The 25,210-nt window shown below is 40.9% G+C and carries 20 protein-coding genes; 8 read left to right on the forward strand and 12 right to left on the reverse strand.

Going from position 1 to position 25,210, the window contains the following annotated elements; translation table 11 throughout:
- Window positions 1-32 precede the first annotated feature (32 nt).
- Window positions 33-539: a fasciclin domain-containing protein gene (locus tag BVH04_RS11690; protein WP_086541653.1), complete on the reverse strand. Its 507-nt coding sequence runs from the start codon at window positions 537-539 to the stop codon at window positions 33-35.
- A gap of 183 nt (window positions 540-722) precedes the next feature.
- On the opposite strand from BVH04_RS11690, the gene rlmH reads away from it, so the two are divergent.
- Both rlmH and BVH04_RS11700 read left to right on the forward strand, forming a co-directional pair.
- Window positions 723-1,196, forward strand: coding sequence for a 23S rRNA (pseudouridine(1915)-N(3))-methyltransferase RlmH (gene rlmH, locus BVH04_RS11695; RefSeq protein ID WP_086541654.1), 474 nt, complete (start codon window positions 723-725; stop codon window positions 1,194-1,196).
- A gap of 291 nt (window positions 1,197-1,487) precedes the next feature.
- A complete protein-coding gene (locus BVH04_RS11700) occupies window positions 1,488-2,309 on the forward strand; it encodes a hypothetical protein (RefSeq protein ID WP_140160577.1) in 822 nt (273 codons plus the stop codon).
- Between the two features lie 303 nt (window positions 2,310-2,612).
- On the opposite strand, the gene BVH04_RS11705 is transcribed toward BVH04_RS11700, so the two are convergent.
- From BVH04_RS11705 to BVH04_RS11715, 3 genes are read right to left on the reverse strand one after another with little or no spacing between them, the layout of a single operon-like run.
- On the reverse strand, window positions 2,613-3,128 hold the full coding sequence (locus BVH04_RS11705; protein WP_086541656.1) for an FKBP-type peptidyl-prolyl cis-trans isomerase: 516 nt from the start codon (window positions 3,126-3,128) through the stop codon (window positions 2,613-2,615).
- An 18-nt stretch (window positions 3,129-3,146) separates the two neighbouring features.
- A complete protein-coding gene (locus tag BVH04_RS11710; RefSeq protein ID WP_116116537.1) occupies window positions 3,147-4,853 on the reverse strand; it encodes a capsule assembly Wzi family protein in 1,707 nt (568 codons plus the stop codon).
- A gap of 5 nt (window positions 4,854-4,858) precedes the next feature.
- Window positions 4,859-5,524 (reverse strand): hypothetical protein, encoded by a 666-nt coding sequence (locus BVH04_RS11715; RefSeq protein WP_169714415.1) that lies wholly within the window; start codon window positions 5,522-5,524, stop codon window positions 4,859-4,861.
- Window positions 5,525-5,662: 138 nt separating this feature from the next.
- On the opposite strand from BVH04_RS11715, the gene wecB reads away from it, so the two are divergent.
- Both wecB and BVH04_RS11725 read left to right on the forward strand, forming a co-directional pair.
- Window positions 5,663-6,781, forward strand: coding sequence for a non-hydrolyzing UDP-N-acetylglucosamine 2-epimerase (gene wecB, locus BVH04_RS11720; protein WP_086541657.1), 1,119 nt, complete (start codon window positions 5,663-5,665; stop codon window positions 6,779-6,781).
- Entirely contained in the window at window positions 6,765-7,253 is a 489-nt protein-coding gene (locus BVH04_RS11725) for a cupin domain-containing protein (protein WP_086541658.1), read from the forward strand. The genes wecB and BVH04_RS11725 overlap by 17 nt, the downstream gene beginning before the upstream one ends.
- A 57-nt stretch (window positions 7,254-7,310) precedes the next feature.
- Here BVH04_RS11725 and BVH04_RS11730 read toward each other — a convergent pair whose 3' ends face one another.
- The 5 genes from BVH04_RS11730 to BVH04_RS25445 all read right to left on the reverse strand — a co-directional run bounded on the left by BVH04_RS11730 (window position 7,311) and on the right by BVH04_RS25445 (window position 13,870).
- Window positions 7,311-10,214 carry a TonB-dependent receptor gene (locus BVH04_RS11730; RefSeq protein WP_086541659.1) on the reverse strand — a complete coding sequence of 968 codons (2,904 nt, stop codon included), beginning with the start codon at window positions 10,212-10,214 and terminating at the stop codon, window positions 7,311-7,313.
- A 78-nt stretch (window positions 10,215-10,292) separates the two neighbouring features.
- Complete coding sequence (locus tag BVH04_RS11735) at window positions 10,293-11,531, reverse strand: hypothetical protein (protein ID WP_086541660.1); 1,239 nt, start codon at window positions 11,529-11,531, stop codon at window positions 10,293-10,295.
- Window positions 11,532-11,718: 187 nt separating this feature from the next.
- The gene (locus BVH04_RS11740; RefSeq protein ID WP_086541661.1) at window positions 11,719-12,690 is read right to left on the reverse strand and encodes an AAA family ATPase; all 972 of its coding nucleotides are present in this window, start codon (window positions 12,688-12,690) and stop codon (window positions 11,719-11,721) included.
- Between the two features lie 375 nt (window positions 12,691-13,065).
- A complete protein-coding gene (locus BVH04_RS11745; RefSeq protein ID WP_086541751.1) occupies window positions 13,066-13,683 on the reverse strand; it encodes a pseudouridine synthase in 618 nt (205 codons plus the stop codon).
- A 10-nt stretch (window positions 13,684-13,693) separates the two neighbouring features.
- Window positions 13,694-13,870 (reverse strand): hypothetical protein, encoded by a 177-nt coding sequence (locus BVH04_RS25445; protein WP_169714416.1) that lies wholly within the window; start codon window positions 13,868-13,870, stop codon window positions 13,694-13,696.
- A 141-nt stretch (window positions 13,871-14,011) separates the two neighbouring features.
- Between BVH04_RS25445 and BVH04_RS11750 the strand changes: the two genes are divergently transcribed.
- Entirely contained in the window at window positions 14,012-15,136 is a 1,125-nt protein-coding gene (locus BVH04_RS11750) for an amidohydrolase (RefSeq protein WP_086541662.1), read from the forward strand.
- 179 nt (window positions 15,137-15,315) lie between these two features.
- Here the strand turns inward: BVH04_RS11750 and BVH04_RS11755 are convergent, their stop codons facing one another.
- From BVH04_RS11755 to BVH04_RS11765, 3 genes are all read right to left on the reverse strand, one after another.
- A complete protein-coding gene (locus BVH04_RS11755; protein ID WP_086541663.1) occupies window positions 15,316-16,095 on the reverse strand; it encodes an NIPSNAP family protein in 780 nt (259 codons plus the stop codon).
- A 277-nt stretch (window positions 16,096-16,372) separates the two neighbouring features.
- Window positions 16,373-18,703, reverse strand: a complete 2,331-nt coding sequence (locus tag BVH04_RS11760) for a M1 family metallopeptidase (RefSeq protein ID WP_086541664.1) — start codon at window positions 18,701-18,703, stop codon at window positions 16,373-16,375.
- Window positions 18,704-18,780: 77 nt separating this feature from the next.
- Window positions 18,781-19,362 (reverse strand): HupE/UreJ family protein, encoded by a 582-nt coding sequence (locus tag BVH04_RS11765; protein ID WP_086541665.1) that lies wholly within the window; start codon window positions 19,360-19,362, stop codon window positions 18,781-18,783.
- 83 nt (window positions 19,363-19,445) lie between these two features.
- Here BVH04_RS11765 and BVH04_RS11770 point away from each other — a divergent pair, with 83 nt between their 5' ends.
- The 3 genes from BVH04_RS11770 to BVH04_RS11785 all read left to right on the forward strand — a co-directional run bounded on the left by BVH04_RS11770 (window position 19,446) and on the right by BVH04_RS11785 (window position 24,840).
- On the forward strand, window positions 19,446-19,937 hold the full coding sequence (locus BVH04_RS11770) for a DUF6702 family protein (protein ID WP_086541666.1): 492 nt from the start codon (window positions 19,446-19,448) through the stop codon (window positions 19,935-19,937).
- 304 nt (window positions 19,938-20,241) lie between these two features.
- Entirely contained in the window at window positions 20,242-23,301 is a 3,060-nt protein-coding gene (locus tag BVH04_RS11780; protein WP_086541668.1) for a SusC/RagA family TonB-linked outer membrane protein, read from the forward strand.
- Window positions 23,302-23,319: 18 nt separating this feature from the next.
- Entirely contained in the window at window positions 23,320-24,840 is a 1,521-nt protein-coding gene (locus BVH04_RS11785) for a RagB/SusD family nutrient uptake outer membrane protein (protein WP_086541669.1), read from the forward strand.
- The last annotated feature ends 370 nt before the right edge of the window (window positions 24,841-25,210 follow it).

A 25,210-nucleotide genomic window follows, 5' to 3' on the forward strand; every position in this document is an offset into this window, starting at 1 on the left:
AAGCTTCATTTCAAAAGAATTTGCTCCTAATATTACATTGGAGGCATGATGACAGTATCAATGATATGTACTACTCCGTTGTCAGCCATTACATCAGCTTTAATAACATTAGCATTATTAATCATTGCTTTACCATTCATCAAAGTTACTTTAACTTCACTTCCTTCAACAGTTTTGGCCATTTGACCATTCTTTAGGTCAGTTGACATTACTTTACCAGCTACTACATGATAAGATAAAATTTTTGCCAATTGAGCTTTGTTCTCTGGCTTCAATAGGTCTTCAACAGTTCCTTCTGGAAGCTTTGCAAACGCTTCATTGGTAGGAGCAAAAACTGTGAATGGACCATCTCCCTTTAAAGTTTCAACCAATCCAGCAGCTTTTACGGCAGCTACCAACGTGCTAAGCATATCTTGAGAAGCAGCTAAGTCAACTATATCTGCATCAAATCGAGTCTCATGAACTGTACTTGTCTTCATTGTAAAAGATGATGCTACTACGAGCAACATAAGCATCATTACTGTTCCTAATTTTTTCATGGTTGTTAATGTTTAGATTTATTATTGGTTTATAAGGCTCTTAACACGTTGCATAAACAATTGTTTTTCAATTTTTTATGCAACGTTTTTATTTAGAGCACATTGCGTACTTAGCAAATACCAGATGGTGGGATAAAAAGCAGGCTGATTTAATCTATAGATAGAAATTCCACATATTTGGGAATGCAAGTCAAACTGATAGCTATAGGTAAGACGGACAATAAAGCCATCATTACCCTGATCGAAGAGTACAGCAGGCGTCTGAATTTTTACATCAAGTTTGAATTTGAAGTCATTCCAGATCTGAAAAATACCAAGTCACTCTCCGAAGTCCTTCAAAAAGAGAAAGAAGGAGAATCGATACTGAAAAACATCATTCCCTCTGACGATGTGATTCTACTGGACGAGCGGGGAAAAAGCTACAGCTCCATGGAATTCTCTGAATTCCTTCAGAAAAAAATGAATGCGGGTTTAAAACAACTGATTTTCGTCATTGGTGGGCCTTATGGCTTCTCCGAGGAAATTTATGCCCGGGCTAATGGCAAGCTCTCCATTTCCAAAATGACTTTTTCACATCAGATGATCAGACCATTTTTCATCGAGCAACTTTATAGGGGGTTTACTATTCTGAGAAACGAACCCTATCATCATGAGTAGGGAGTGATCCGTTTTCAGTTAGTGAAAGAATTCAACCGTTTGGCTCAAGCCAGACAGTCGCTAAGGGAGCCCTTCAGACTTGATTTTGTGTATAATAGCAGTCTTCAGACTGCATGGTTGTTTGACCAATTTATTTAGTTTTCTAGTCACTCAACAGACTGCGGCTGCATTCTGAAACTCAGCACTAACATTCCAATGTTAAGTTTTGGATTATTATAGGCGTTAATGTTACCAAATTGTTAACTTTATGTAACATAGGTCGTAAGATTAGTAACATTAGCTTCATCCAAGGTGAAAAAAGTACTCCTCACATATATTCTAATTTCTGCCGTTGGCTTTCTTGCCATGGCTCAGAATGCTATTGGAATTTTGGGGGATTTGCGCTTTGACAGCAGTTCAGAAAAGGAACTATGGGATGCAGGTCAAGAAAATCCATATTTACTTTTTAGGGCCGTTCAGGCTGAAAAGTCACTTTCTGATGAAAAATGGATTGATCTGGTCGCTGAATTGGATAAGAAATTTGACAAAAAAGGATCACATATTAATGTTCTTCGTCAGGTCTTCCAGAAATCACATAAGCAATTATTCAAAACCTACGAACAACATTCCACATTCAATGATATGCTTGATGAAGGCAGATTCGATTGCGTAAGTGCCTCTGCTGCATTAGCCATGCTTTTGGATCGTTATGGATTTGATTATAAAGTTGTAGAAACAGATTATCACGTATTCATAGTGGTGAATCATGAGGGCAAAGATCTTATTTTGGAAAGCACTCTCCCTATAGGCGGTATGATCACAACGCCCTCGGAAGTTGCTTCATATTTAGCGGGGTATAAAGCAGATGATTTAGCAGAGCTAAAGTCACTCAATCAGCGACTAGGAGCACCAAAAGTTGATTTATCAGACAATGCTATTTTTAGAAAAGTCAATCTCACCCAATTGGCCGGTTTACAATACTATAATGATGCGATCTCGCATTTCAATGAGCAAAGCTTCGAAAAAGCGGCATCTCAATTAAATAAAGCATTAAAGCTTTACAATTCTGAGCGAATAGAAGGACTTAAGGATTTGGCGGAAGAGCAGGCAACACTGATAGCTAACTCAAATTAAAAATATGGCCCCTTGAAGGTGGCGAATATACCTTGGAAGAATAACTCCTGCTGTCCAAACAGTCCTTTTGAAAATAATCTTACTTCACTTTTTTTTCTGGCTCATCACAAAATTGCTATGGATTGACGCTCGTTTTCAAGCGTCAAATGCCAGAAAGAATCCAATCAGCAAGGGGTGTTTAATCAGATCAATGATATCACCCTTAGTCATAGTTGGAATGAAAAGCTCTATCAGAACCATTCCAACTTTGGCTATCATTCTATACGGCAAATGCCCCATTCTTAGAACCGGGCATTGACTATTTTAATGGTGATGATGTCCATCTGGGCCGTGTGCATGCCCATGTTCAAGTTCTACTGGCAGCGCGTCTCGCACGGCAATGATCTTGCCTTCAAAGGATAAATCATATCCAGCCAGTGGCGGATTGAAGTCCATGTGAACTCCTTTATAATCAATCTTGGTAATCTCTCCCCGAATCTGACCCCCCTTATTATCCTGCATAGGAATTACATTCCCTATTCGAAGCGTATCCTTATTTACTTTCCCTTTTTCTTTGAAATTAGCTTTAGGAATAATAGTCTTCTTTTCCTCTATATAATCGCCATATGCCTCATCAAAACCCAGATCTGCTGAAAACGCATCTCCAGCGGCTTTACCTAGCAGGGCCTCCTCAAACTTTGGAAACACCTCTCCCGCATTAAACAAAAAGTAAAACGGCTTGTCTTCAGGCACAGTTTCATAAGGAACCATCCCGGTCTCACCATTGTCGACTTTCAGGTCATAGCATACCGCTACTACTTTATTCTTTTCTACTTTCATATCTCTTGAATCTTACTTCTATTGAAAAATATACGCCAAACCGACTTGACCTACGAAGTTCTTGCGGTCGTAACCTGGAATGAAATATGTGCCATTAGGACTATTCTCCAAATACCACTTATAATTCAAGGTATTCACGTATTGAAATCGGGCATTCAGCAAAATATTCCCAAACTTCCAATCTCCGATCAGTGAAGGCACAAGATCCACATATTTGTTTCTCCAATCTTTGGATGCCTCATATCTATAATAATAGTAATCATTGTTATAGACAATTCGCTCCATCTGGAAACCAATTCTATTCATGTCATGTACCCAAGCAAATTCCAAAAAGATCACATTACTCGCCGGTCCGTTTCCAACTCCAAGCACCTGACCATTTTGTGTATAGCCTTCGACTACATGATCATGCACGTACCAAGTCTTAATCGCTCGAATATCATCCCTAATAGTTTGACCTGTTTGGGTCATTTCCGAACTGATCTGCAAATAATGCCCTGGTTTTTTCAAGCTCATCAAGTGCGAAAATCCAAAAGTGAAGGCTCTTCCTGACTCTGGAGTTATCATGAAATCATCCAGCTTGCGATCATTGTCCCTTGTTCCATATTCCCCATAGAATTCAAAGTGCCCCTCAGGACTAATCCATCTGAAAAATCCAGAGCTAAACTGCTGTCTTTTTTCCTGAATAGGATCTACAATATTCTGAGCTTTTTTCCTTCCGTTGAAAATAGGAAGTATATCACCTACACCTGAAATATCCTGTCGGTACATCTGGCTGGTAGATCCATATCCAAGGAAAAAGCCTGGAACCCATTTAGGCTGATAGGTCAAAACCATTCCGGATAAAAATCGCTTATTGTCTTCTGGCTTTGGGATGATCACATTGTTTTCCTGTATTCGGTAATCAGGCCAAGGAGGCAAGAAACCTGATGATTTCAAGAAACCTCCGATGAACTGTCCCTCAAAAGATCCGATTTTTGTTTTTATAGGCTTTCGTGTATTTGCTGTCAGATGTACAAACCCTGGCGCATTATTTCCAAGCAACAGGGAATTCCTTCTACCAGGTCCCCACCATAGATTTTCTGATGACACACCTAACGAGTACTCTTTGAAATTATAGCGAATGCTGGATTGCCCTAAATACCCTTGATTATAGGGATCGTCACCAAATCTCTCTGGCATATCAATACGATTCATATAATCATAATAATATAGAATACTCAGCTGATGCTCGATCGGGAAACCCAGATAATCTTGGTTTTGAGCCATCAGCAGCTCAGGCTGAAACTGCGCACTCCATGGCCCATACTCCAGATACGCTCCAGGACTAACGATCACCTGCATACCTCGATTCGGGATAAAGGCCCCGTCATTGACGCCAAAAGCGTAAGTAGAGTTGTATTGAAACTTGACTACTGCTGGCATCATCAGAAACTTGCCCTTGTTGTCCTTACCGAAGATCTGATGAACTCCTGTCTGATCCATGTCCACTACAGAGCTATCAAGATCAAAACTATATTTCATCCCAAAAGCATTCACCGGATAGAGTGGTCTGATCATAAATGAAGAGGCAGAATCTACATCACCGAGCAATTGCGCCCTTCTCAGGTAATCATCCAATACTGGAGTTCCCACGGGCACCGTCTGCGCCGATGAATAATGACTCACCAACAGGAGTAGCAGTGAAGCTCCCAAACAGCTTTTCAAAAATTTCCTTGTCTTCATCCTACTCATTTCAAGGTAAAGGCTTCAACTGTAACTCCTGCCAGAGACCAAGATTCGTCGCATTTAGGATCGGGAGAATTCTCCGCCACCAAATCTGAATTCATGTAGATTCTGGCACTAGATTTACTATGCTCAATTATTTTGGAAATACTATACCGAGTAGTATAATTAGGTGTTGTTCCAAATAGACAAAGTCCAGGCATGTTCGTTTGAATTGCGCCGGTTTTCGGTCTATTAGTTTTGGAGAAGGTATCCGGGTATGACTGGTATAGGCAATAGGTTGATTCGCAGGGTGCGTTGGAAAAAGTAGTTCTGAATACCTCTTCATTATCTACACCAAAGAACCACTGGTCTGGACCGCTTACTCCGTCAGATGTATTCCCATCCCAGCTATCGTGAATCAAAATCTCAAGCGTCACTTTCAAGAGGTTATGCGAAGGCAGAGCAGACAGATTGACTGCTAATTCCTCATTGTGATAGTAACCCACTATGGTGTCATTTTCAAAAATGATAAATCTTCCATTTTCAAACCCCGCTAGATTTGCTTCTGAAAAATCATTGGAATAGACCACTTCTTCTGACTCCAGAGTATCTGCACATGAGAAAAACGAAGCTAAGGCCGCGAGCAGTAAAAGGGCTTTCACTCCTTTAGACCAATTATTGCAATCCATCAAATTCAGATAATTAAGAAAATATAACTCTGCAAATAAACAAAAAAGGAGTCAAAACAGGCTTAATAAAAGAACTCTAATTTTAACCTATGCCTCCAAAAGGATTTGCTAATTTTGGACTGAAAATAAAACCAAGCAATGGCTACTTTTACTATAGTCGCAGGTGCACGACCCAATTTTATGAAAATTGCACCTATCATTCATCAACTTATCAAAAAGCAAGGGGAAGGAATTGACGTCAACTTCAGACTGGTTCACACAGGGCAGCATTACGATAAAAAGATGTCAGGTAACTTTTTTGAGCAACTGAATATTCCCGAGCCAGATGCCAACCTAGGTGGTGGCGGAGGTACTCAGGCTGAACAAACTGCGGCGATCATGATCGCTTTTGAAAAGGAATTACTAGAAAACAGACCCGATCTTGTGCTGGTGGTAGGGGATGTGACAAGTACGCTATCATGCTCCATTGCTGCCAAAAAACTACAAATCGATGTGGCTCATGTGGAAGGTGGCATTCGCTCTGGTGACTTAACGATGCCCGAAGAGATCAACAGAATGGTAACAGACAGCATTACCGATCATTTTTTCACTACTTCTGAGATTGCCAATTCCAATCTGCGGAAAAGTGGCTTTGCTGAGGAAAAGATCCACTACGTGGGAAATACGATGATAGACACGCTGATGGCTCAGATGCCAAGATTTCAAAAGCCCGAGGGTGAAATATTTGAAAATCTAGTGTCTGGACAATACTTCGTGATGACCATGCACCGCCCGGCAAATGTGGATCAGGAGTATAAGCTGAAAGCAATGATCGATGCGATACTGGAAGGGACCAAAGGCCTTCCTATCATTTTCCCCGTACATCCAAGAACTGCCAAAAACCTACAATCACTGGGCATAGATGCTCCAAATCTGTACATGAGCGATCCTTTGGGTTATTTGGAATTCAATTATCTGGTAAAAAACGCGAAAGGTGTAATTACCGATTCTGGAGGAATTACGGAAGAGGCCTCTGTAATGAACGTGCCTTGTATTACGTTGCGTGATAACACCGAGCGAGCTGAAACCATACATCTTGGAACCAACGAACTTGTGGGAACGGATCCAGCAAAACTTAAACCTTTCTTGGAAAAAATCATGAACGGCGAGTGGAAACAATACCAGGGAATACCACTTTGGGATGGCAAAACAGCTGAGCGAATTGTAGATATTTTGATTGATTCTTACCCTACAAGCAAAAATGATAGTAACAGATAGAATTGCTTTTTTGGTAGAGAAACTACGCCTTTCACCTCATCCAGAGGGCGGCTTCTATTCAGAGACCTATCGATCTGAAGAAAGAATACCTACAGATTCAGGCAAAAGAAATCTGAGTACTGCCATCTATTTTCTACTGACCTCAGAATCAGTATCCAAATTCCATCGCATCAAAAGCGATGAACTTTGGTTTTTTCACGAAGGAAGTAATTTGACCGTCCACACGTTAAGCGGCCTAGGCCATCAGCGGCTTTCACTTGGTCCGCCATCAATCAATGGTAAAGCTTTTCCCCAGCATTTAGTAGCTGCAAATACTATTTTTGGAAGCTCTGTTGATGAGCCAGATAGCTATGCGCTAGTTTCCTGCGTGGTATCTCCAGGTTTTGATTTTGCTGATTTTGAGCTATTCGGAGAAAAAGAACTCGCAGAACTCTTTCCAAATTCTTCTGAAATCATCAAAAAATTGACATAAAAGAGGCTGTCCCAACTTTTGAGACAGCCGCTTTTTAAATATGATACGATTAGCTTCTTAAAAAGAAAATGCTAATCTCAAATTGATTTTTGTCCCCGGAGAAAGACTGCTGAAGATCTGATCTTCGGCTTGGTATGATTCATACACAAACTCTCTTTTAGAATTCAGGATATTATCCACACCAAAACCCGCCTGCAGACGTTCATCCGCTCCGAAAGTTTTATTGATATTCAAGTTCAAGCTATTGAATGGCACAGAATAGGTATCAGTTCTGTTTCCGAATCCCACATACTGCAACGATGAACCCTGCACATTGTAGAATACACCAGCTTCCCAACCAGTGGTAAAAGAGTTATAACTCAATCCGGTGTTGATCAGGTATGGAGCCTGACCTGCCATATCACGCGTATCTTTGATCTCTTGTCCTTCTCTTGCAGTAAGAGATCTGGATCTGAATTCTGATTCAGACATTTCGATCTGAGATTTGGTGATAGTCACGTTGGTATTCCAGCTGAAATTCTCAAAGCTAGGAGCGATAAATTTCAATGACTTTCTGAATTCAAACTCCAAGCCTGCTACCGTTCCGTTTCCAACATTTCTAGGTTGAAAAGTACCAGGATCAGCCAGGAACTGAACCATTTCGATAGGCTTCTCAAAAGTCTTATAGAATGCACTTACTGAGAGCATTTGACCTCTTTCTTGGAAAGCTTCCCATCTCAAATCAAAGTTATTCACGTGAGTAGAAACCAAGTTGCCATCCCATAGAACTTCTGTACCGCCATTGGTAGTTTCTGGATAAAGACCGCCAATAAAAGTTCTACCAGTGATCGGATCAAGAATTTCTGCATAAGAAAGCTCCTTGAAAGAGGGTCTAGCTATAGTTCTGGATGCAGAAGCACGTAGGTTTTGGTTTTCCTTAAGATTGAAAATCAAGTTGACAGTAGGAAAGAAATCCATATCATCCAGTACTTCTACCAAATCATAATCAATCGTTCCAGTCTGGTTTGTTCCAGTGTAATATTGGTTGAATTTCTCCACCCTCAATCCAATGATCGCCTTCAATTTCTCAGCAGGATTTGCTTCCAATGAAGCATAACCTGCCATGTTTGTAGCAATAGAATTATAAGCATTCGCATTAATCGGAATGAAATCCGCATTATATCTTACACCATTTCTATTTTCAGCGTCGAAAAGATTCTCATTAAGCAAAATCGCATTTGGATCTCCAGTGAATTCAGTATCTCCTGTTGCGAACTGAAAGCTTTGGATATTGAAGTCACGTTGCTTAAACACGTAATTTCCACCAAACTTTACCTTGCCTTGTCTTGAGAAAAGGGTCAGGTTTTTGGCAATATCACCTTTTGCCACTATACTGTATTCTTCTAGATTTCTCCAGATTCTAGCTGGAAGACCAACTTCTGTAGAAATGTTATTGGTAGGCTCTCTGAATCTTGTGAATCTAATATCCGGATCATCGATAGTAGATCTGGTTGGAGCGAGTTTCCAGTTGATCTCCCAGTCATTTCCATTGATATAATGAGTACCAGCAAGCAAAACACTTGTCAATGCTCTTTGGCTATACTCCAAGTTATACTGCTTGGCTTCAAAGTTTGCGCCTAAGTTAGTGTTGACAAAGTCAAATTCACCCGCTTTTGATTCCCCATTTTGAAGATGCATCAGGTTCAATTTGAATTTGGAATGGTCTGTCTTCAAAGCGATACCGGCAAGTCCTCCAAGAAGGACATTATTTACTCCGAAGTCACCACGCTGTCTTTCCAACGGCTCTAGTTCTGTTTGGTCCGCATCTCTGGGCTTAGCATACAAGTTATATTCTGCATCCTGATAGAACTCTGTCTCATTCTTATAGGTCAATGCAAAATTGTAGCCCCAAGTTGCTTTTGATCTAGCAAATTGATTTCCTAAGGAAAAGCTGATCCCCACGTCCATTAAGCTGTTAGCTCTATAACCACCAAGCGTTTTATTGAAATTTCCAAGAATCTCCTGGTACTCCATCCCTTTTGGACCATTTGGATTACCTACTGCATCACCATACTGAGGAATGTCGGTTCTTCCATCTGTAGGAATAGCTCTTGTTCCATCATCGTAACCTAAAAAGTCTGTGTTACCACCATCATATTTCAGGTAGTTAGAATTGAAGTGCATCGATGGGTTGATACCTCCACTCAGACTCAAACGCATTGATTTTTCTTCAGGAAAATCTTTAGTTTCGATATCTACCACACCTCCGGTGAAATCTGCAGGAAGGTCAGCGGTAAAAGATTTAGAAACGATAATGTTGTCGATCACATTTGTAGGAAATATATCCATCTGGATCGTATTCCTATCAGGATCAAGACCTGGAATATCCACGCCATTCAAAACAGTTTTGGTGTATCTGTCACCAAGTCCTCTTACATAGATGTATTTTCCTCCTTCGATGGATACACCCGTCACGCGCTTTACAGCGGAAGCTGCATCTCCATCACCTATCTGTCGGAAAGTACTTGCTGAAATACCATCGATCAGGTTGGCAGCATTTCTTTTTACTGAAAGTAAAGCAGACTCGGTGGTTCTGATCGCCGATGCAGAGACAGTCACTGTCTCAAGGTCGGACGCTTCTTCAGCCATCAATAGATCGCTGAGGACGTTTACTTCATCTGCTTTCACTACTACCTCAGTGAGGTTAATAGAAGCGTAAGAAATGTAAGACACTTGAAGTGTGTAGGTTCCTGGAGCTACTTTTATTTCGAATTTACCATCGAAGTCAGTGACTGCGCCAGTAGACGTTTCTTTCACTAAGACAGAGACACCAAATAATGGCTCACCTGTACCTTCTTCGAAGATAGTACCACGAATAGTACCGTTTTGGGCAAAAACAAAACCTGCAAATACCTGTGAAAGTACCAGCAGAAATAAAATCAGGAATCCCTTCATTAGTGGATTGTTAAATTGATTTTTCATACAGCAATTAGATTGAATACTTTAAAAGAAGGAAGAAAGTAACCTTGCAAGTTCTTTCTCCCTTCTTTGAAAAGTGTATTATTTTAGATCAGATATGGCTCCTGAAGCTGCAGTCCATGACCAAGTGCTAGCGAAAGCAGTCTTGGTTGCACCTACCGTATTTGCACCCGCAGCTACGCTTGTAGCAAAAGCAGCAGTTCCGCCTTTAAATACTGTGGTAAGAGTAACTCCTGGAGCTAGTGTAGCTTGAAGATTCATGAATTTCAAGTTGCCACCTGCAAAAGTTGCCAAAGTTTTGTCACCGCTTAGCGAAAGGTCGCCACGTCCATCTGTAGTAGCTGGATCAGCGAAGTTGAAGAAGTAGATGTTTTCAAAAGTACCTCTTGCTCCATCTCTGAAATCACCTAGTTCAGCAACGCCATTTCCTTTGATAGTACCGTTTTTCAAGGTATGACCTGCATTGAAAGATCCTTCTGGACCGTCAATTTCTAGAGCATGATCCGTTTCGCTACCTGCTACTACGATGAAGTTGTCCAAAGTACCAGACCAAGCTTGATCCGTATCCAATCCATCATCACCGGCGTTCCAGATAATCGCGTTTTTAACATTTACACTTCCACCGAACCATTCGATTCCATCATCTTGGTTACCGATCACTTCTACGTTTTCGATTACAGTACCAGATCCTACTCCACCTAATGTAAGGCCGTTGATTTCATTACCCTCTCCAATGTTAGCACCACCATGACGGATAGATATATACTTTATTATACCCGAGTTATCTGCGTCGTTCGATCCGCCATAAAGTCCGTTAGTATCGGAAGGTGGAATTCCTTCGATTTGAATTTCAGTTACATCACCTGCTAGAGAAGCTTTAGCATTACCTAGGATGATCAGTCCGCCCCATAGACCAGAAAGATCTGCCTCAAGGTTAGGAGAAGCAATCTCACCAGGAGTGATTTCATCAGCTACAGTAGTGAAGATAATCGGTGAAGTAGCAGTTCCTTGTGCATCGATTTTCGCGCCTCTTGCGATGATCAAAGCAGTTGCATTTGATCCTGATCCAACTTCACCTTTTACTATTGCACCAGGCTGGATAGTAAGTGTGTTTCCAGAGGTAACAGTGATTCTACCTCCTAATACATAAGTTTTACCTGTCTCCCATGTAGTATTGGAAGAGATATTCGATTCTACCAGCAAAATATTATCATTATCTGGATCTGACGGATCGCCTGGCTTGTCATTTCCTTCTATACAACTCGTGAATCCAATCACGGCAGCTGAAAACAGGATTAATAGGGAATTGTACTTTTTCATTGAGATATGTAATTGATTATGGTTTTGCTTTATTTGACTTTGCAAAGCTGTCTCAATTTTTCACCTCAAAAGAATTTTTCGAATTATGCTTATTTTACTAAAGAGCGCCGAATTTAATATTGGAATAACAAAAAGGGCATAAAAAAAGGCTTCTCTCTCGAAAAGCCTTTTTGTGTGGAAATAGATGTTATTTCAATGTTACGGATTTGTTAATAGGAACTTTCTCCATCAGGATTTTTACCAAATCTCTCGTATTAATTCCGTCTGCCTCTGCCTCATAGTTGAGAATTATTCTATGATTTAGCACATCTTCTGCTATTTCCTTGATGTCTTCCGGCAGTACATAATCTCTCCCGTCCATGAAGGCAACTGCCTTTGATGCCAAATTCAAATTGATACTTGCACGAGGAGAAACACCAAACTGTATGTATTTAGCTTCATCCTTAAGTCCATATTGATCTGGGAATCTGGTAGCAAATACCAACTCTATAATGTAGTGTTCTAAAGGCTCAGCGATTTTGACTGCATTGATCTGATCGCGGATATCAAAAATATCCTGCTTAGAAAGTTTTGCATCTACCTCTGAGCTGAATGACATATTCGCCATTCTGCGCATTACTTCCATTTCATCCGCTTTGCTTGGATAGTCAATGTGAACTTTCATCATAAACCTATCTACCTGTGCTTCTGGAAGTGGGTAAGTTCCTTCCTGATCCACCGGGTTTTGGGTAGCAAGTACCAAAAACGGTCTATCCAACATATAAGTAGTGTCACCGATAGTTACCTGCTTTTCCTGCATTGCTTCCAAAAGTGCTGACTGAACTTTGGCCGGAGATCGGTTGACCTCATCCGCCAAAATCACATTGGAGAAAATAGGACCTTTCTTTACTTCAAAACTTGCTGCCTGCTGATTGTAGATCATCGTACCGATCAAATCCGACGGAAGCAAATCCGGTGTAAACTGAATCCTATTGAAATCAAGGTGAAGAACTTTGGCTAGCGTATTTACCGTCAAGGTCTTCGCCAAGCCCGGTACCCCTTCCAAAAGAATGTGTCCATTGGTAAAAAGTCCAATCAAAAGTCTGTTGACCATTCTGTCCTGGCCGACTACTACTTTCTTAACTTCCTGAATTACGTCTGCTATTTTTTCCTGATGCATGGAATCTAAATCTTTGAGTGCTACTATGGGGAGCCTAAAATAGTGGTTTTTGTCCCAAAGGACAATCTTAAATCTTAGAAGCGGTAATGCCTCGCGATCAAAGGGATTTTATGATTTTTTAAGAAGGTATTTCTCGCGGTAAAAAAAGTTTTTCTCGCAACGGCGCGGCGGCACAACGGTTTTGATGGTGAAATTATTCTCATCCAAAGTTTTCGAAAGAGAAAATTAAGATGAATTTTTTATCTATTGAAAATCTACGGAGGATAATGCTTGACCTCAGAACTGTGTCAAAATAAATCTAGACCTTAGAAGGTTAGAAACTCCTCAACCATTTTCTTCAATCTAACGTCACGTCGCTGCGCCGCCGTGAGAGATTTACCGCCTCGGTTTATTTGCCTCTGTCTTCTTAAATCCAGTCAAGCCCAACTTATGGTAAATCGTCTTTTCCTCGATTTCCTGTACCTCACCTACTTTGAATCCAGCTATCGTCAATTTCTCCATAGACCATCGCACCAATCTCAAAGTAGGATATCCAATCGCAGCAGTCATTTTGCGCACTTGACGGTTTTTACCCTCTATCAATGTCAAAGAAATCCACGTGTCAGGAATCGAAGCTCGATAGCGAATGGGAGGATCACGTTCTGGAAGCGATGGAGTTGGATCCAAAACCTTTGCTATAGCAGGTTTGGTTTTATAATCTCTCCCCTCCACATTGATCATCACACCTTGCATAAGCTCTTTTAATACTGTTGGTTCGGCATTCCCCTCTACCTGAGCGTAATAGGTGCGTTGATGACCGAATCGAGGATTTAGCAGGTGATGATTCAGAGATTTGTCGTCAGTAATAATAAGGAGTCCCTCAGAGTCCTTGTCCAGCCTGCCTACTGGATATACCTCCTTCGGAAAATCAAAAAGAGAGGCAAGTGTCTGCCCCTCTCCCGAAAATTGACTTAAAACCCCGAAAGGCTTATAAATGATAAAGTATCTAGCCAAAGTCAGTTTATTAACTTCCGCAGCCCACACAGTCGATGCTTGAATCGGTTGGTTTCACCCCATCACGTTCCATCTTTAGGTTATGAATTTTGTCACGAATCTCCATGTCTGCAAACATCTCACCTGTGATCTGTGATTCCAAGGTTTGGATTTGCTCGTTATAGTTTTGAATTTGTAGCTCGCTCATAAAAATTAAATTTAAAGGGTTGAATTGATATCCTAAAATAGCCAGCGATCCTGAATAGTTCCTGATCAAAGCCTCATTTTTTTGTCAGAAATGATTCCAACTGAGCAGTAGAAACTTACCTTTCGAAAATTTATTAGAATAATGCCTCTTTCAGAACTCATACATCTTCGTCAGCTCTTACATCAAAACCCCGAGACCTCTGGCGAAGAAATTAATACCGCAGAGAAGATTTTATCCTTTTTCGCAAAGCTCAAACCGGATCAAACTATCCAAAATTTAGGTGGAAATGGAATTGCTTTTATCTTCAAAGGGAAATATCCTGGTTCAAGAAGTTTGTTTCGAGCTGAGCTTGATGCCCTTCCCATTCAGGAAAATAAAGGTCTAAGCTATAGAAGCCAGACTGAAGGAAAAGCACATCTTTGTGGGCATGATGGCCATATGACAATAGCCTGCGGCTTGGGAGAAAAACTCGCTGCGCAAAGACCTGAGAATGGAGAAGTCGTTTTGCTTTTCCAACCAGCCGAAGAAACAGGCGAAGGTGCGAGAAGAATTCTTGACGACCCAAAATTCCGGCAAATTAACCCGGACTTTGCCTTTGCGCTTCATAATCTCCCAGGTTTTCCGCTCCATCAAGTGGTAATCAGAAAAGGAACATTTGCAGCCGGAAGCACAGGCTTGACGATTTTTTTGACTGGAAAAACTTCCCATGCAGCACATCCAGATGCAGGAATCAATCCTTCTCAGGCAATAGCGCAACTGATTCAAATTCTCCCCAAACTTCCCGAAAAGCTAAAAAGATTTGCTTTGGTCACAGTCATCCATGTTGAGATTGGGAGTTTGGCTTTTGGAACCAGTGCCGGAAAAGGAAGCTTAAGTCTGACAATTCGAGCTTTTGACCAGAATGATCTGGAAAGCTTGATTGACTTGATCACTGAAGAATCCATAAGAATTACCTCCTCCGAAAAATTAGGCTGTGAGTTTAGCTTCGTGGAAAAATTCGCCGTTTCCAAAAATGATCCAAAAGCTGCGTATATCGCCGAAGAAGTAATGAAAGGATTAAACTTGAACCTTTGGGAGAAACCAGAGCCCTTTCGCTGGTCAGAGGATTTTGGTTTGTTTAGCCAATCGTGCCCTTCTTACCTTTTTGGATTGGGAGCAGGAGAAAACTGTCCACAACTTCATGAGCCAACCTATGATTTCCCCGATGAATTGATAGAGACAGGAGTAAGGATTTTTGAGGGGATTGCGAGAAAGCTGAATGGGTGAAAGTTCGAAAAATTAATTCCAGCTTATTGAGAAGCATGATAACGGAGATTGCTAAGACTTAAACCGCAATAGCTACAACTTTACTCATTCTGAAAACTGCTACCTCTGCGAAAAACTCAGTGTCCACTGCGGTTAAAAGATTACAAAAAAAGCCGACTCACGCCGGCTTTGTAAGTGTCCTACAGATCTGAATATGCTGTTGGGTAAAGCAACTTCGTATCGTTGCGAGAAACCGTATTCTGATATTCAGGGAGATTTTTCATCCCTGCCCAAGCAGGATCAGCTCCAAATTGTTTCCAATGTTCGTTTCTTACTTCCATGTTTTCATGAGTAGTCATATACATTAGATTTGGCATATTTGCGCCAGCGATCGTCTCAGCATAGAAGATTGGACTACAATTCAATCTGCTGAAAATATCCATCTCGCCAGAGTTAAACATCTTCACTTTTTGCTTATACAGACGCTCTGTAGCAGCTTCATAACTTCTCAGCTCGTAAACTCTCTCCTTTTTATCGTTTTTCAATTTTGACTCTGCAAATTTCGGCTGCCCGGTCATCGCCTGCATGATAGAAGTTTCCATTCTCTTATAAGGAGGTTGATCAAAAGCAGCATTGATGTAAGCACTTCCAGCAGTTAGATATGTTTGGTCTTTAGCCAATTTTCCTTCCAAAGCTAAGTACTCATCCATTGATTTGAATGGCAGAAATAAATAAACTGCCTTACCTGCGTTAGGCTGAGATTCGATTGGTTTGAATACGCCAACTTTGGCTATGCCCTGTTTGTGCGCAGCGGGAATAAATGCTTTGGAGAGATAGTCATCCAGCATAGCTTCTTGCGCTGCATTTTCAATGTGATAAGTTCTCAGTTCGTAAAAATCTCTTTTTTGAGCATACAAGCTAGAGCTCAAAAACAAGGAGAAAACGATACAGAGGAGTGACAAATAATTTATGCGTTTCATTATTGTTTATTAGGTTATAGGGATTAAGTTGACAATGTAAACTTTTCTTCTTTAGCTGCCATCCTGCTCTAAAAATCCTAAGGAAAATTTAAGATTAGAGCTATTCCAAATGTAAAGGCAGGATAACTAGGTAGATATTATTAAGATCTGGCCGGAGCAAAGATTAAGTTAAACTCAGCAACATAAGAAAGGAGTATTTAGTCTAAGACATACTATTTCATTAAGCATGCTTTTTTGAGAATACATAAAAAAAGCCGACTCTCGCCGGCTTTCTATTTTATTGGTTATTATTTGCTCTTTTCATTGGGTTGCTCCCAGTTGAAGCTCCTCTTGCAGCTCCGTTACCTTTGAAAAGCTCAAATCTAGAGGGCTGATACTGCGGTGGCCAGTAATTACTTGTCTCATCTATATCAGCAGTTTCTCTTTTTGGATCAAGGATGATTTGAGTGACTTCTTTCTTTTTCACAAATACCTTAGTCACTTCAGATTCATTCTTTCTCCAAATTTCTACGGGGATTCGGTCTATTTCAGAAGTACCATCCGCATATTGGAACTCCAAAATAATCGGCATTACCAGCCCACCTACATTTTTGAAGGTGATCTCATAGAAGTTCAAATCACTTTCCATCAACTCTTTTTCTTTTGGAGAAAGGCTTGCCATAAATTTCTTATAGCTCTCTTCATCTTCTGGAGTTACTGTGAAAGGATTATATGCAGTGTAGAAATCGCGTGTTGAAGGATTTGCCTCAATCACAGTTTCCTTGACATCTCTTCTATTGAACTCTTTGGAAACGTAATCCTCCTCACGATCAGCTTCAGCTTTCATTGCAGCCATTCTTTCGGCAGGAGTTTGATTATTCATTTTATAAAGAGACACATTTTCAATAGCAATGTCCACCGGCTCAGTGCCATAGAACCAGCCTCTCCAAAACCAATCCAAATCAACAGCAGAGGCATCTTCCATGGTGCGGAAAAGATCCTCAGGGGTCGGATGCTTAAACATCCATCTGCGTGCATACTCTTTGAAAGCATAATCAAACAACTCACGTCCCATCACAGTCTCACGAAGAATATTCAGTGCGGTGGCTGGCTTTGCGTAAGCATTTGGTCCAAACTGAATGATATTTTCAGAGTTGGTCATGATTGGCTCCAAGGTATTAGAAGCACTTTTCATGTAAGGAACAATCTTGTGTGCAGGGCCGCGACGGGAAGGGAAATTTCTGTCCCACTCCTGCTCTGCCATAAACTGCATAAAGGTATTCAGGCCTTCATCCATCCAAGTCCACTGACGCTCGTCAGAGTTGACGATCATAGGAAAGAAATTGTGTCCTACTTCGTGAATAATCACACCGATCATTCCGTTTTTCACAGCCTCAGAATACGTCCCATCCGAATCCGGACGACCATAATTGAAGCAAATCATTGGGTATTCCATACCATTCGCAGCCTCTACAGAGATCGCAGTTGGATATGGATAATCGAATGTATGTGCAGAATATGACTTGATCGTATGCGCCACCACTCGGGTAGAATACTGACCCCAAAGCGGATTTGCTTCTTTCGCATAATAGGACATTGCCATCACCTCTTTACCACCTTGTTTCACGGCCATCGCATCCCAAATGAATTTGCGAGAAGAGGTCCATGCAAAATCACGAACGTTTTCTGCTTTAAATTTCCAGGTTTTCTTTGCGTCAGACTTACTCTTTTCCAGCTCAGTCGCCTCATCCTGTGTACGGATTACAACTGGTGCATCATAGGTTTTCCTAGCTTGATTCCATCTATTTAGCTCAGTAGGCGATAGTACTTGACTTGCATTTTGCAGCTCGCCAGTCGCTCCGACCATGTGATCAGCTGGCACGGTGATATTCACCTCATAATTTCCAAAAACTAATGCAAACTCACCTGAACCCAAGAATTGCTTGTTTTGCCATCCATCAAAATCTGAATAAACAGCCATTCTAGGAAACCACTCAGCCATAGTGTAGAGGTAATTGTCATCTCCTTCGAAATACTCATACCCTGGACGACCAGAGATATAGCCGACTCTATTGGCAATATTAAAAGACCATTCTACTCCGAAAGTGAAGCTATCACCCGCTTTCAAAGGCGTAGGAAGATCAATTCGCATCATAGTTTTATTCACAGTCACAGGTAGCGGGTTGCCTTTGGCATCTTTTACTTCCAATACTTTGTAGCCAAAATCCTCATTTGCCCAGATGAGCCCTTCGAGATTACGAAGCGTCATTCTGGAATCGAAGGAGCTTTCAGCAGCCTTTGGAGTATCGGAATCTGCACCACGCTGATTTTCCTCCAGCTGCACCCAGAGATAAGTCAGTTGATCTGGAGAATTGTTGATGTAAGTGACCTTCTCGGATCCTTTGATGGATTGATTCGCGTCATCCAGCTCCACGTTTATCACGTAGTTTGCTTGTTGCTGCCAATACATATGGCCTGGGGCTCCAGAGGCAGTTCGGTAAACATTTGGCGTGCGAAGCATCGTACCAAGCTGCTCAAAACGCTCCGCATGATTCTGTTCTGATTGCTGCGCAAAAGCAGGGAAAATTCCCAAGATTGCAAGCGCTGTAAGTGCAAGTAGTTTTCTCATTATCTATTTATTTATTCTCAATTCAATAATATATCTCTTTTCATCGGTCACCGGACAACTGCCACCAAACATATTTTCTACCAATATTTTGCCTCTAGCATCAGCATCAAAGCCACTCCAAACACCATGGAGGCAATTATTAACGTCCATTCTTTCCGGCTGACTCCAGCTATTCCTACTAAGATAGAGGTGGCTAGAAGAAATATTCCTACTATCACTAATTGGCCTAATTCTAACCCCAGATTGAATGCTAGCAGAGGTTGCCAAATGCTAGCTTCTTTGCCTAGAAGGCTTCGCAAATAAATGGAAAAACCCAATCCGTGAATCAGACCAAAGATCAAGGCAAAGATATAGTTGATAGAAACACCCTTACCTGAGGATGGTTTTGGACGGAGAATTGTAATAAATGCGGTGATGGCGATAGTAACTGGTATCAAGAATTCAATCAGATCCGAATTCACATTGACCAACTTGAAAGTAGCCAAAGCTAAAGTCAGCGAATGGCCGATTGTAAAAGCTGTCACTAAAATCACGACTTTGCGCCAATCTCTAGGAATAAAGACCGCACAAAGTGCCAATACAAAAAGGATGTGGTCATAGCCATGGATATCAAGGATATGCTGAAGGCCAAGACGAAAATACAATTGAAATGAACTCATAGAAAGGGTGAAATACCTCTAAAGAAGTAAATTGCGCAATAATACGGCTTTATTCATAGAAAAGACAGACCCAAGAATACCAAATGCTACAGTTTTATTTATACTTGATCAGCTTGGGATGGCTGGTAGTTGCCCACCCTTTTCACCTCAGTTTGACTGAGATTAAATGGAATACCACTAGTGAACAACTGGAGATTTCACAGAAGATTTTCTGGGATGATTTAGAAGTTGCCCTAAGTGGATACCATGATGAATCCATTGATTTTCTAAATCCTGCAAACACAGAAAAGCTTAATAAGCAGATCGAAACTTACTTGCTGGCACAAAATAAAATCTGGATTGACGACAAATCAATTAAAGTAAAATATCTCGGCTACGAAGTGGAAGAAGATGCGGCCTGGTTCTATCTCGAATCCGAGAAAGTTCAAGAGCCGACCTCTATCAGAGTTAAAAACAGTTTATTACTGGAAGATTTTTCAGATCAAAAGAATGTGGTCCAATTCTATTTCGAAACAAATTCTCCCAGAAGCATTATACTTGGAAAGGGCAACGAGTCTGGTGTATTGAATAATTAAAGGAATGGTTATTCTTACATAAAATATTGCCAATATTCATATTCACTTCTATCAATATTTTTTCTTACTAGACTTTTAATTATATTTTTTAACATAACCTGCATATTCCAATAAAAAAATTTAAAAATTTGAATTATAGAGGTTTGTCGGATAATTATATTGTAAATAAAGTTTTTTACAGAACATTCTTTAGATGACAAATTTATTTTTACATTCATAGTCAAGTCATGCTTATAAAGTGCATAGCTTTTAATCCATCTCAAACCTGACAGGTTAAACGAACCTGTTAAAAATTTCTAAACTTATGTGTAAAACGATTTACCCAAAATCTCGTGCACTACCCCCGTGGAAATATTTTCATGGCCTAGTGCTTTCACTTTTCCTGTTAATTTTTGTGACAGGAACCTCTCTGGCCCAAAGCAAAAATGTAAGCGGCGTAATCAAATCCTCTACCGGCGAGACAATGCCCGGAGTCAACGTTTTAGTTAAAGGTACTACCACCGGTACTGCCTCCGATATCGATGGTAACTTTAGCTTATCGGTTCCTTCAGACGAATCCATTCTAGTTTTCTCATTTATTGGCTACACTTCCAAAGAAGTGCGAGTAGGGAATTCCAGCGAATTAAGTGTAGTCTTAGCAGAAGACCTTTCTTCACTTTCAGAAGTGGTAGTTGTAGGTTACGGTACTCAGCAGCGTGCCAAAGTAACTGGTGCTATCTCCTCCGTAGGCTCTGAACAAATCCGAGCTTTACCCGTCCCCAGTTTGGCTTCCGCCCTTCAAGGCCGAGCTGCAGGGGTAAATGTGACCAATTCTGGTTCACCTGGTACAGATCCTATAGTGCGAATCAGAGGAATAGGTACAGTAGGTAACAATGATCCACTTTATGTAATCGATGGCATGCCCGCCGGAGGCTTGAATCAAATCAATCCAGCAGACATCGAGTCTATTGAAGTTTTGAAAGATGCATCTACTGCCGCCATTTACGGATCTAGAGGAGCAAATGGTGTGATCTTGGTAACAACCAAAAAAGGAAAAATAGGAAAGCCACTTGTCAGTTTGGACTCCTACTATGGCATGCAAAAAGCTTGGCAAACGCTCGACTTGCTTAATAGAGACCAATACATCGCTTTTGGGCGAGATCTTTTAGGCAATGCAGGTGCTGCTGCTCCAGCCCGTTTTAATAATCTGGGAGAATTTGCAAATGTAGACATAGACTATCAGGATGAAATGTTCCTCTCTGCTCCTATCCAGGATCATAACCTGAATATATCTGGAGGTACAGAAAATGTACTATACAACTTCTCTCTGGGGTATTTTGGCCAGGAAGGTATTATGAGAGGTACTGATTTCGAACGAGTATCCTTACGTTCTAATACTGAATATAAGGTTCATAAAAGAGTAAAAATAGGCCAGACACTTACTGTAGCCTATTCCAATAGAAACAATGAACCATTCTCAGGAGGCAGAAGTCAACTAGAACACATTGTGAAAGCAGTTCCTTATATCCCAGTAAGAGATGCTAGTAGGCCAGGAGGATTCAGAGCCCCAGACAGAGTGGATGGTTCTGATCCAGAAAATCCTGTACTAAATGCAGTATTGAGAAAAAGTATCAGCCAGGACTACAAAATCTTGGGATCGGCATATATCAATGTGAATATCTTACAAGGGCTTAATTATAAGTTTCTGGTGGGATTGGATGTAGGAATTGGGGATTCTTATAATTACTCTCCTAGTTTCAATGCCGGGGATTTCAGTATTTCACCCTTTGCTTCCATATCAAAAACTAAATCAAATTTTGTTTCTCCTCTTTTTAGCAATCAGCTTACTTATGAAAAAGATTTTGGCAAACACCATTTTGATGTTCTTGGAGTTGTCGAAAGGCAAACATCCACTTTCAACAGTTTGAATGGTTCAGGACAGAATTCTTTGACCAATGAGGTAAAAGAGCTTCAAGGAGTTCAAAATCAAACTACGACTAGTTCTAAAACTGAGTATGCTCTGATTTCATACGTAGGCCGACTAAATTATGATTATGCACAAAAATACTTAATAAGCACTAGCATAAGAAGAGACGGTGGTTCACGATTCGGGCCAGATAATAAGTGGGGAACATTCCCTTCAGTATCTGTAGGCTGGAGAGTAAGTGAAGAAGGCTTTATGAAAAACTTGGCTGCTGTAAGTGACTTGAAGCTTCGTGCAAGCTACGGTGAAACAGGAAATGACAGAATTGGTGATTATGTCTATCAAGCAACTATTAACTCCAATCTCTTCTACAACTTCGATGATAATCTTCTCACAGGAAGTACTATTTCCGCGCTTGCAAATGCTGACTTGAAGTGGGAAACTACTAAAATGAAAAACATAGGTCTTGACCTTGGCTTATTTTCAGACAAGTTCAATTTGTCTTTCGAATGGTTCGAGAATACTACCGAAGGGATGATCCTTGGCGTTCCGATTCCACCATCTCTTGGTTATGACGGAGCTCCGGTAGCGAACGTAGGTACAGTGAAAAACAACGGCATCGAATTAACTGCGGGCTATCAGTTACGATCTGGTGATTTCCAAATGAGTGTCGATGGTAACATGGGATTTGTAAGCAATGAACTAATTTCCCTAGGTACTGGAAACACTATTTTTGGTCCAAGTTTCCAAGGAGATGCTCTGACTCTCACTGAAGAAGGTCAGCCAATCGCCTATTTCTATGGATGGATAGCTGATGGTATTTTCCAGAGTGGTGAAAATACTAGTCAGCAGCCAAATGCCTCAGCAGGCGATATCAAATTCAGGGACATCAATGATGACGGAATAATAAACGCCGATGATAGAACGAACCTAGGACATTACCTTCCTGACGTAACATATGGTTTGAATGCAACTGCTTCTTATAAAGGTTTCGATTTTACCATGTTCTGGCAAGGGGTTTCAGGCAATGAAATCTTCAATAACCTGAGATATCACACAGAAGGTATGACCAGATTATTTGGTGCAAGCACGGTAGTATTGGATCGTTGGACACCTACAAATACTGATACCAATGTACCTAGAGCAATTTCTGGAGATCCAAATAGAAATGCCAGAGCAAGCTCAAGATTTGTAGAAGACGGTTCCTATATTAGGTTGAAAAACATCTCAATAGGATACAGCGTTCCAAATGCAACGTTGCAAGCTTGGAGCAAAGGAACTATTTCAAAAGTAAGAGTTTATGTCTCTGCTCAGAATCTGTTGACCATCACAGATTACACTGGATATGATCCTGAGATTTCAGCACGAACTGGCATCAATTCCTCCCTGGGTACAGGGATTGACTACGGCCAATTCCCTGCAGCTCGTACAATCATGGGAGGTATTCAACTTGCATTTTAATTTTAAAAAGAAAAAATCATGAAAACAAGATCCACACTTTTGGCGATAATCATGTCCGTTGGTATGATAGCCTGTGATGAAGAGGTGTTGAGTCCGATAAATCCTAATCAATTAGGTACTGAGACTTTCTACCGTACTGGACCTCAACTCGTAGCAGCAATCAATTCGGTTTATGCCACACTCCAGGGAAACAATTTATATAATCGAGAGTATTTCTTCTTGCACGATCTACTTTCGGATGATGTAGAAACTGGTGGCGCTCAACTCGAGGCTCCTCGAGCACAAGTGCTTAATTACGTTTTTGATGCATCCAATCCTCAAGTTGAAGCCAATTGGAGAGGATGGTACCGCCTGATTCACCGTGCAAATCTGGTGTTAGAAAATGCTGATAACGCGACTGAAAACATCACTGAAGATCTTCGTAAAAGGATTGTAGGTGAAGCCTATTTCCTTCGGGGTTTAGCTTTCTATGAGTTATCTACCCTATGGGGTGGTGTACCGCTGATGACTACTTCTGCTGCTTCTCCTGAAGGATTTGCTAGAGCAACACAAGAGCAATCTTATGCGCAATCATTGAGTGATTTAAATGAGGCTATTTCTAGGCTTCCACTTCGTAGCGCATATTCTGGCTCAGATGTGGGACGTGCTAGTAAAGGAACAGCCCAAGCGGTAGCTGCAAAATTGTTGATGTTTCAAGGAAACTTCACCGGAGCAAAAGCTTTCTTGACAGAAATCATCAATTCAAATCAATATGAATTGACTGATAGATACTTGGATAATTTTGAAGAAGAAAGCGAGAATAACTCGGAGTCGATCTGGGAAATTCAATTTTCTGAAGCCTTCGGAAATGCAGGCGGATGGAATGCTGATGGAACAGGTATTGCCGAAGTGACGTTCAGAGGTCAAGAATATGGTCCAAATGCCTGGAGAAATTTGATTCCAAATACTGGCTTGGTGGCTTCATATGAAAGACCAGCAAATGGAGCTCCAAAGGAAGACCCGCGTGTGAGTTATAACTTCTATAGGTTAGGAGACACATTCAATGCCGGAGCAAGTGTTTTGACCCAATCTACTGTTCAAGGGGATTTCAACAAAGCCAGCTGGAGAAAGTATCAAACAATCTATAAGAGAGCAAATGAAAATACACAGTCTGGGATCAATTTCAGAGTAATCCGATATGCAGATGTATTGCTAATGATGGCAGAGGTGGAGAATGAAATTTCTGGTCCAGCGGCAGCATTACCTTACCTCAATATGACTAGAAAAAGAGCTGACGTACAAATGGCTGAATATCCAACCGCTCAATATCCTACTGGAACTAAAGAGCAGACAAGATTAGCTATTCAGCATGAGAGAAGGGTAGAAATGCCAGGCGAACAAGTTCGTAACAGAGACATACGCAGATGGAGAAGAATGGGAACCCTACAAGGTGAGCCTATTACTGGGTACCAAGCTAAGTATGACCTATTACCTATTCCAACTGTGGAGCTGGATAATAATTCTGCGTTAACGAATGCCGATCAGAATCCTAGCTATTAAGCCATCCTTCTAACTTACTTTTAAATAGCCGGGGTGACTCGGCTATTTTTTTTGTTAGCATTGTAATAGTTCTATAAATCACTCCACTCTACCTTTTAAACGAATTCTTACCCCATTTTGTAACCAAGGTGTGTAGTTTATACACGGAGGAAACATGGATATGTTGAAGGGATTGCACTACAATAGTTGTTTAGCTTTCTTCCTAAAAAGTCACTTGAAACAGTAGAAAAAGTAATACTATCTACCGGACTAACATGGGCTATTTCAATATCTGGAGGTGCAGGCCTAGATTAATTCCACTAATGGAAGGTGGAACTGGAAAAATAGAGTCAAGTTTTTTTCTTCCAAAGAGCATAACTTCTTTAGGTTA

This window comes from Algoriphagus antarcticus (assembly GCF_002150685.1).
Taxonomy (GTDB): Bacteria; Bacteroidota; Bacteroidia; order Cytophagales; family Cyclobacteriaceae; genus Algoriphagus; species Algoriphagus antarcticus.